The organism is Clostridium sp. (genome assembly GCF_032552055.1).
In the GTDB taxonomy this organism is placed as follows: domain Bacteria; phylum Bacillota; class Clostridia; order Clostridiales; family Clostridiaceae; genus Clostridium.
This window is the reverse complement of the sequence record NZ_JAWGSV010000147.1, coordinates 1-7,674: the sequence shown is the minus strand read 5'-3', so window position 1 is coordinate 7,674 and position 7,674 is coordinate 1. Positions and strand designations below refer to the sequence as shown.

Sequence of the window (7,674 nt, the reverse complement as noted above, 5' to 3'; positions counted from 1 at the left end):
TTTTTTAGATTTTATTGTATATCCTGTAGAAAGTCAAATATTTTATCTAAATAATCTTCAAGAATATCATTGTTTTCTAAATATAATTCGTGCTTAGCATTTTTATAATATATGAGTTTAGCGGTTTTGCATAATTTTACAAACTTCTTAATCCCTCGCTCACCTACAAGTTCATCTTTTCCAGCTTGAAATAATAATATAGGTATCTTTATTTTACTTATATTTTTCTTCTTCAATATATATTTAATTGCAATTAAAGATTCGTAGAGCCACTTAAAGGAACCTCCTCCTCTTTGCAAATTTTCATTAGCTAATACTTCTCTATAATAAATATTATATCTGCTTTCATTAGAAGTTGAAGCTAAGGTAAAATCATAAGTGCTTTCATAAGGCATATTTCCAAATATAAAATTATCTCCTTTTCCAAATATAATTAGTATCTTACTTAAAATTATAGCTAGAAAACTAGGAACGCTTCCTACAGCTATCTTTAACATTGGTGAAGATAATATAGCCTTTTTAAAATAATCATTATACTTTTCTATAAACATCGCACTTATAGCTCCACCCATTGAATGTCCAAACAAAAATAGATCTTTATCTTCATTTCTTTTTACTACTACTTCATCTATAAATATTTTTAAATCATCAACATAATAATTAAAGTTTTCAACATTAACTTGGCTTTTATGAAGAGTTCCAAGTTCCCCAGACCTTCCATGTCCTCTGTGCTCCATTATGTAAACTGAATATCCTTCCCTAGTTAAATAATAAATAAACTCCCTATATTTTTCTATACATTCAGTAAAACCATGAGAAATCACTATTCCGCCTCTATCCTCATTAATTTTATAAATCTCGTAATACATTTTATTATCTAATTCGCCCTTTAGATTCCCAGTAACCTTTATATCATCTAGTTTATCTTTAACCATTTCAACAACATCTTCATCCATACCAAAATTAATAAAATACTCTCTCTTATCCATGGTCATACCTCTTAAGTCTTTTTTAGTATTTTATCTCTAATTAGAATATTTATAAGCCTAAGATGAAGTTTAATAAATTAATAAACTAAAGGAGCCATCTTATAAGATAACTCCTTTAACAATTAATTTCTATATTTATTTTTATAACTTCTATTTAATATAATTTTCTATTGCTAATAAAGCTTTCACATCAATATTTTTTTCAGTATTAAGTAATTCCTTTGCTTCTTCTTTAGAAACCAATATAACTTCTATATCTTCATCATCTTCTAAGTTCTCATTAGAAGGATTCCCATTACAAGTACAGTAAACTAAAGATATTGATTCATCTGTCATTCCAACAGATACATATACCTTCTTATTAGTTCTTTTTTCATCTATTTTAACTAAATCTAAACCCGTCTCTTCTTTTAATTCTCTCTTTACTGTTTCAATAAAATTTTCACCTTCGTCAATAAGACCTGCAGGCAATTCTATAACATAGTCATTTATCGGAACTCTAAATTGTTTTATTAAGACTAATTTCTCCTCTTCTATATGCTTAGCTATTATAACTACAGCATCTGGCTTATCTTCTCCATTCTCGAAAAATTTATTGTTTAAGTCTTCTATATTCTTACGAGAAGCAATAGTCCAATCCCTAAGGGTTCCCTTTTTATTTATGTACTCAGCACTATATAACTTTAAATATTTAGTATCTGCTAATTTTTTTATGTTTTTAACCGTTACCTTACTCATTTTTACATCTCCAACTCTTTATATTATTATATTATACTTCACTCTTATTTTACTTTTATTTTACAATTCATTCAACTTTAGTACTAGCATAATTTTTGTACTTGCTTTACAATTATACTATACTTTTAGTTTATGGAGGATATTTCAATTTGAAAGAACTAAATAATAAATTTAAAGAAAACCTATTACTTGGTACTTATTTAATGATACTTTATTTTATATTATTAAATATAAAAGGTATCTTTTCAATTCTTGGAGGTTTTCTAAGTATCTTAAATCCATTTATTCTAGCTTTTTCTATGGCATTTGTATTAAATCTACCAATGAAATTTTTTGAGAATAAAGTTTTCAAGTTCTTAGATACTAATAAATCAGACTTTATTAAAAATCTTAAAAGACCTTTATCAATTTTATCAACTTTTATAACTGTAATAGGTTTAATTGTTGCTTTAGGTCTATTTGTAATACCAGAACTTGTTAATAGTATTTCTACTTTACTAGATGCCGTACCTGGCTATATAAATTCTTTTGAAGAATTAATTAATCAATACATCTCCTCAACTGAAATTCTTCAAAATGCTTATAATACTCTAATGAACACATGGGAAGATCTATTATATTTATTTACTAGCTTCTTAACTACTTCATTAGCAGGAATTTTAAACACTACAGTTACTATTACAAGTGGAGTAATTAACTTTATCCTTTCTGTTATACTAACTATTTACATGTTATCTAGTAAAGAAAAATTAGTATTAAACTTTAAGAAATTACTCTTTGCTTTTTCTAAAAAAGAGTTTGCTAAGAAAATCATTGATATATCTAAGTTATCAAATTATACATTTTCTAAGTTTATTACAGGGCAATGTATTGAAGCAGTTATCTTAGGAGTTCTATGTTTTATAGGTATGAGCATTTTATCAATGCCATATGCATTACTAATTAGTGTACTTATAGGTGTTACGGCCTTGATACCTATTTTCGGGGCTTTTATCGGTGCAATTCCTGCAGTGTTCTTAATACTTATAATAGATCCTATCAAAGCAGTATGGTTTGTAATATTTTTACTATGTCTTCAACAATTTGAAGGTAATATAATATATCCTAAAGTTGTAGGAAATTCTGTTGGACTTTCTGCAATATGGGTTATGCTTGCAATGATTGTTGGTGGAAGTACTTTAGGACTTGTAGGGATGCTAATTGGAATACCAACTTTTAGCGTTATATATCAATTAATAAAGGAAGTAACATATAAAAAACTTAATGAAAAAAAGGTAAAATTATAAGTGGGCTGTTTCACAAACAGCCCACTTAAACTTTAAAATTAAATTATTCTCTTTATTATTTCATCACACAACTTATGACTTTCTAATGCATCATCTATAGAAGGGCTTGGTTGTTTTCCATTTTTAACAGCTCTTATAAATTCATTAATTATTGAATCAAATCCTCTTCTATATAAAATAGTATCCCAATCATTAAATTCTAAACTTTTTTCTATATTTTGTGTAGCAATTTTAGAGCTATTTAAATTCCTTACAATAGTTTTTTCTCCACTAATTGAATATTCTAATATTTCTTCATTTAATCCATTATCCTTGTTCATTATAGCTATACATGTTGTATTTTTATTTCCTAGAGTCACTACTACGTTATATAAAATATTATCCTTCTTTAAAGCACTAACATTTAATAATTCAAGTTTATCCTTAGCTAAGAATCTTAGTGTATCTATAACATGAATAAAATCATCTAATATAAAAACAATAGGATCCTTAGGTTTTAATACCCTGTTCTTTTGAAGCTTTATTATTGTTGGACTATTATCTCTAAGTCTTGAATACATAGGAGCAAATCTTCTATTAAAGCCTACCATAAATATTTTATTTTGCTTTTTAGCAAGCTCACTTATTCTTTTACTTTCATCATAATCATAACTAATAGGCTTATCTACATAAACATGAATATCATTTTTTATTAATTTTTCTATTATTTCTATATGACTTTCTGTAGCTGTATGAACAAAAGCCGCATCTATTTTTTTCTCTATTAACTCATCAACAGTATTAACAGCCTCACTTATTCTATATTTATTAGATAAAGACTTTAACTTATTATTATTTCTAGTACAAAAAACTATTTCTAAATCTTCCATAGCTGTAATTACAGGTAAATATGCCTTTTCACAAATATTACCTAAACCTATTATTCCTATTCTCACTTAACCATCCCCTTATAATTTCTCTTACCTAATATTATCAAACTTTTCTTTATTTTCTTCAATAACCTCTATAAATTTTTCTGCTATATTAGGATCAAATTGAGTACCTGAAAACTTTCTTAGTTCCAATATTGCCTCCTCATAAGTTTTTCTTTTATTATAAGGTCTATTTGATGTCATTGCATCAAAACTATCTACAACACTTAATACCCTAGATAAATAAGGAATCTCCTCTCCCTTTAACTTATCTGGATATCCTGTACCATCAAATCTTTCATGATGGTGTTTAATAATAGGTATAATTTTCTCTAATGATTTAACTGGCTTTATAATTTCTATCCCCTCTTCAGGATGACTTTTTAAAATCTCCCATTCCTCTTTAGTTAAAGGCATTTTCTTTAAAAGTATTTCCTTGGAAATATTTATTTTCCCAATATCATGCATATAAGAACCTTGAATAAGATTGGATCTATCCTCCATTGGTAAATTTAATTTTTCTGATAATAATTTACTATATAAAACTACTCTTTCTGAATGACCATATGTATATCTATCTTTCGCATTAATAACACTTATTAATGTTTTAATAGATGTAACTAACTCAATATCTTTTTCCTCTATATCATTTTTTAAATCATCTAATATAGAACTATATGTTTCAACTCTATTTTTATTAAAGAATTTTGCTCTATATAAAGCATCATCAGCACTTTTAATTAAGTCTACTTCATTTCTAGCTTTATCTGGGAAAGTAGATATTCCCATTGATACAGTCAATACACCATTAGGCTGATTTTCTTCACCATAAAATTTTGTTTTTTCAATAATCATTCTAATTTTATCAGCAATTTTCAAAGCTTCTTCTTCATTAGTATTTGGTAAAATTATAGCAAATTCTTCTCCACCATATCTTGCAGTTATACTTTTTTCTCCAGAGCTATCCCTTAATATTTTACCAATAGACTTTAAAATTTCATCTCCCTTTTGATGACCATATAGATCATTGTAATGCTTAAAATAATCTATATCAGTCAAAATCATAGCTAATTTTTCTTTTTTATTCTTTGCGCTAATAATTAATTCCTTTAGGGAATCTTGAAAATATCTATGATTATATACTCCAGTTAGTCCATCCTTATTAACTAAGTTTTCTAACTTTTCTATATGTTCACCTTCTATTTTCACATAAAATCCTAATGGCCATGCGGTTAATATAAATACTCCAGCTAATAATAAATCATCTTGAAAATATTTATTTATTGTAGCTCCTGGCATACACAAAATATCCATTACTAGAATAGCTACTGATGCAATTATAGAAGTTATCATTCCACTTTTCATTCCAGATTGTATAGTTGTACTAGTAATTATAAATAAAAATATAAACTTATAATGGCTCTTATTTGCACCAGAAATAACCACAGCAAAAAACAATATCACCATGAAAAGTATATTTTCAATTAATATCTTATATTTTAATACAGGCTTATTTGTATTTTCATTCACTTGAAATGACCATAGCATATAAATTATTGTTAATACAAGACATCCTCCAACTATTGGAATAAATATAGATGTACTATAAAAAGAATCTAACAGCATGCCTTCTTCATTAAAAAAATATTGAAAGAAAATTATTGCTGTAAACATCAAAGATGCCAACTTTACTATAGATGCCATATCATCAATTTGCTTAATTCTACTCTTTTTAATTTCCTTCATATTTATCACCATTTCTATATGATAATAAAGATCGGTTACCCGATCTTTATTTTTTCAATTACTCATCTCTTAAGCATTTTGGCTCTTCTGGTTGGTATGAGCACCAGAAACATGCTGAAGTAGCAACTGTTGAAGCTATAACTGTAGCAAATGCTGCTACTGCCATCATTACCTTACTGTTTAATTTTTTCATTTTTAATTCCCCCTTTAAAACTTAAAATTTTTATTAATAAAGAATCTATTACATTCACTAATGAATGTCCTATCTGGGTAAGTGTTAGCACTTGCCAAGAAACCCCAAAATAAATACATGTAGAATATACTAAATAATTCATATTTAAGCTTTCTCGATAAATAAATATCATTGCTAAAGATAAGACCATATATATAGTTAATAAAATAATAGATCCCTTTTTTAATCTTCTAATTTTAGTCGGACTTTTTATAGGTTTGTTAGGATTATCTACAGGAGCAAGATTGTATGTTACTATAATAGAAATTAAGTAAACTAATCCCCCGACTAATATTAAGTAATTTGTGTTAATATCTATTTTTGTGAATATTATTGCTGGTATTACTGATACTAAAACACCAATAATAGCACAGTTAAAAGCTTCACTTGCATGGGCTCCCCCTGAGTATTTTCTAAAAATACTAATTACAAAAGAAATAATTAACGCTTCTAACATAACATTAAGTATTCCACCAACAATGGCTACTAAAATTATTGATAATCCTATCTGAAAGAAGGCATAGAGCCCATACTCTATAACACTAGTCTTATCATCATCATAATTTAATTCTTTTCTTAAGTTATCAGCTATTTTTTTTGATAAGGCCTCTACACTATACATCTTTTAACACATCTTTCCTTTTATCTAAAATATAAAAAATATATATTATTATAGCTAATAACATTAATGAAGGTATTCCTAAAAGTGTTTTTGATACTGGATTTAGAAATAATTTATCTAAATTAATATTAGGTATTAGCTGCAATATAAATACATTTATTCCTTCTGAAATAAATTGTAGTAAAAATCCTATAAGAGCACTTCTCATAGTTAGTATTACATCTATCTTTATATAGATAATAGTTAATAACACTAAAAATAATAATATTAAGATAGTATGTACGCCATAGTTAATTGGTAATAATCTTATACAAAAAATTGTAATTGCATAAACAATACTTGATACTAAATATTTTCTCTTATCTATGCTAGTCTTAGATAAGACATAGATTCCTAATATAATTAATAATCCCTCTGGTATTGCTCTTAGAAAAAATTCTATTGGTTCAAGTTTTAACATAATCTTCTCCTTATCTGTAGTTAATTACCATATCTTCTTCAGTACTTGTATTTAAATCTTTTATAATACTATAAACAATAATAAAAATGTAAAATCTAATAAAAATATCTCCTAAACTTAAAATGCTATATCCAATATCAAAAATATCAGTTAGAGGCTTAAGTTTAGTACTCGTATCACCAAGTATATGAATATCATTAACTTTATTAAATGAATCTGGTTTTGCATATCCAGTTAAATATGAAAGACTAGGGAAAACTGGCATAAATCCATTGTTAGCTGCTATTGCTATATCATTCAATATTCCACCTATTATTACAAAAACAGATCCAATAATAGCTTCTGTATATTTCCTATATTTAAATACTAAAGGCAGATAAGAACATAAATAGACTGTTTTCAACGGTGCCACAATATCTATATATCTATAATTCTCCATAAAAATATTTATTTGTATAAATAAATACACAAACTCCATAAAAATAACTGGATAAATTGTCCAATTTTTAAATAATCCTTTAATGTCATATTTCTTTATCTTACATATTATTAATGATATCAATACAGTTTCTATCATAATTTTATACTTTTTTAAATCACCTTTCTTGTTAATAATTTAATTTATGAATTGATTATATCATCTATTAAAATTATTTTCCATACTTTACCCACTTTTTATCATTTTTTTAC

General features: G+C 26.2%; 9 protein-coding genes. 1 reads left to right on the top strand and 8 read right to left on the bottom strand.

The features are described from left to right. Positions 1 to 11: 11 nt before the first annotated feature. Both E6248_RS10505 and E6248_RS10500 read right to left on the bottom strand, forming a co-directional pair. Positions 12 to 989: an alpha/beta hydrolase gene (locus E6248_RS10505; protein WP_316340758.1), complete on the bottom strand. Its 978-nt coding sequence runs from the start codon at positions 987 to 989 to the stop codon at positions 12 to 14. A 150-nt stretch (positions 990 to 1,139) separates the two neighbouring features. After that, positions 1,140 to 1,727 carry an NUDIX hydrolase gene (locus E6248_RS10500; RefSeq protein ID WP_316340757.1) on the bottom strand — a complete coding sequence of 196 codons (588 nt, stop codon included), beginning with the start codon at positions 1,725 to 1,727 and terminating at the stop codon, positions 1,140 to 1,142. 149 nt (positions 1,728 to 1,876) lie between these two features. Here E6248_RS10500 and E6248_RS10495 point away from each other — a divergent pair, with 149 nt between their 5' ends. Next, entirely contained in the window at positions 1,877 to 3,013 is a 1,137-nt protein-coding gene (locus E6248_RS10495) for an AI-2E family transporter (protein ID WP_316340756.1), read from the top strand. 38 nt (positions 3,014 to 3,051) lie between these two features. On the opposite strand, the gene E6248_RS10490 is transcribed toward E6248_RS10495, so the two are convergent. The 6 genes from E6248_RS10490 to E6248_RS10465 are packed head-to-tail and all read right to left on the bottom strand — an operon-like array spanning position 3,052 to position 7,561. Then, positions 3,052 to 3,948 carry a Gfo/Idh/MocA family oxidoreductase gene (locus E6248_RS10490; protein ID WP_316340755.1) on the bottom strand — a complete coding sequence of 299 codons (897 nt, stop codon included), beginning with the start codon at positions 3,946 to 3,948 and terminating at the stop codon, positions 3,052 to 3,054. 24 nt (positions 3,949 to 3,972) lie between these two features. Then, positions 3,973 to 5,670, bottom strand: a complete 1,698-nt coding sequence (locus tag E6248_RS10485) for a diguanylate cyclase (protein ID WP_316340754.1) — start codon at positions 5,668 to 5,670, stop codon at positions 3,973 to 3,975. A gap of 58 nt (positions 5,671 to 5,728) precedes the next feature. After that, positions 5,729 to 5,863, bottom strand: a complete 135-nt coding sequence (locus E6248_RS10480; protein WP_136006217.1) for a cyclic lactone autoinducer peptide — start codon at positions 5,861 to 5,863, stop codon at positions 5,729 to 5,731. Continuing rightward, on the bottom strand, positions 5,844 to 6,524 hold the full coding sequence (locus tag E6248_RS10475; RefSeq protein WP_316340753.1) for an accessory gene regulator B family protein: 681 nt from the start codon (positions 6,522 to 6,524) through the stop codon (positions 5,844 to 5,846). Before E6248_RS10475 ends, E6248_RS10480 begins: the two co-directional genes overlap by 20 nt. Beyond that, positions 6,517 to 6,984, bottom strand: coding sequence for a hypothetical protein (locus tag E6248_RS10470; protein WP_316340752.1), 468 nt, complete (start codon positions 6,982 to 6,984; stop codon positions 6,517 to 6,519). Before E6248_RS10470 ends, E6248_RS10475 begins: the two co-directional genes overlap by 8 nt. Before the next feature lie 10 nt (positions 6,985 to 6,994). Beyond that, the gene (locus E6248_RS10465) at positions 6,995 to 7,561 is read right to left on the bottom strand and encodes a DUF5317 family protein (RefSeq protein ID WP_316340751.1); all 567 of its coding nucleotides are present in this window, start codon (positions 7,559 to 7,561) and stop codon (positions 6,995 to 6,997) included. Positions 7,562 to 7,674 lie beyond the last annotated feature (113 nt).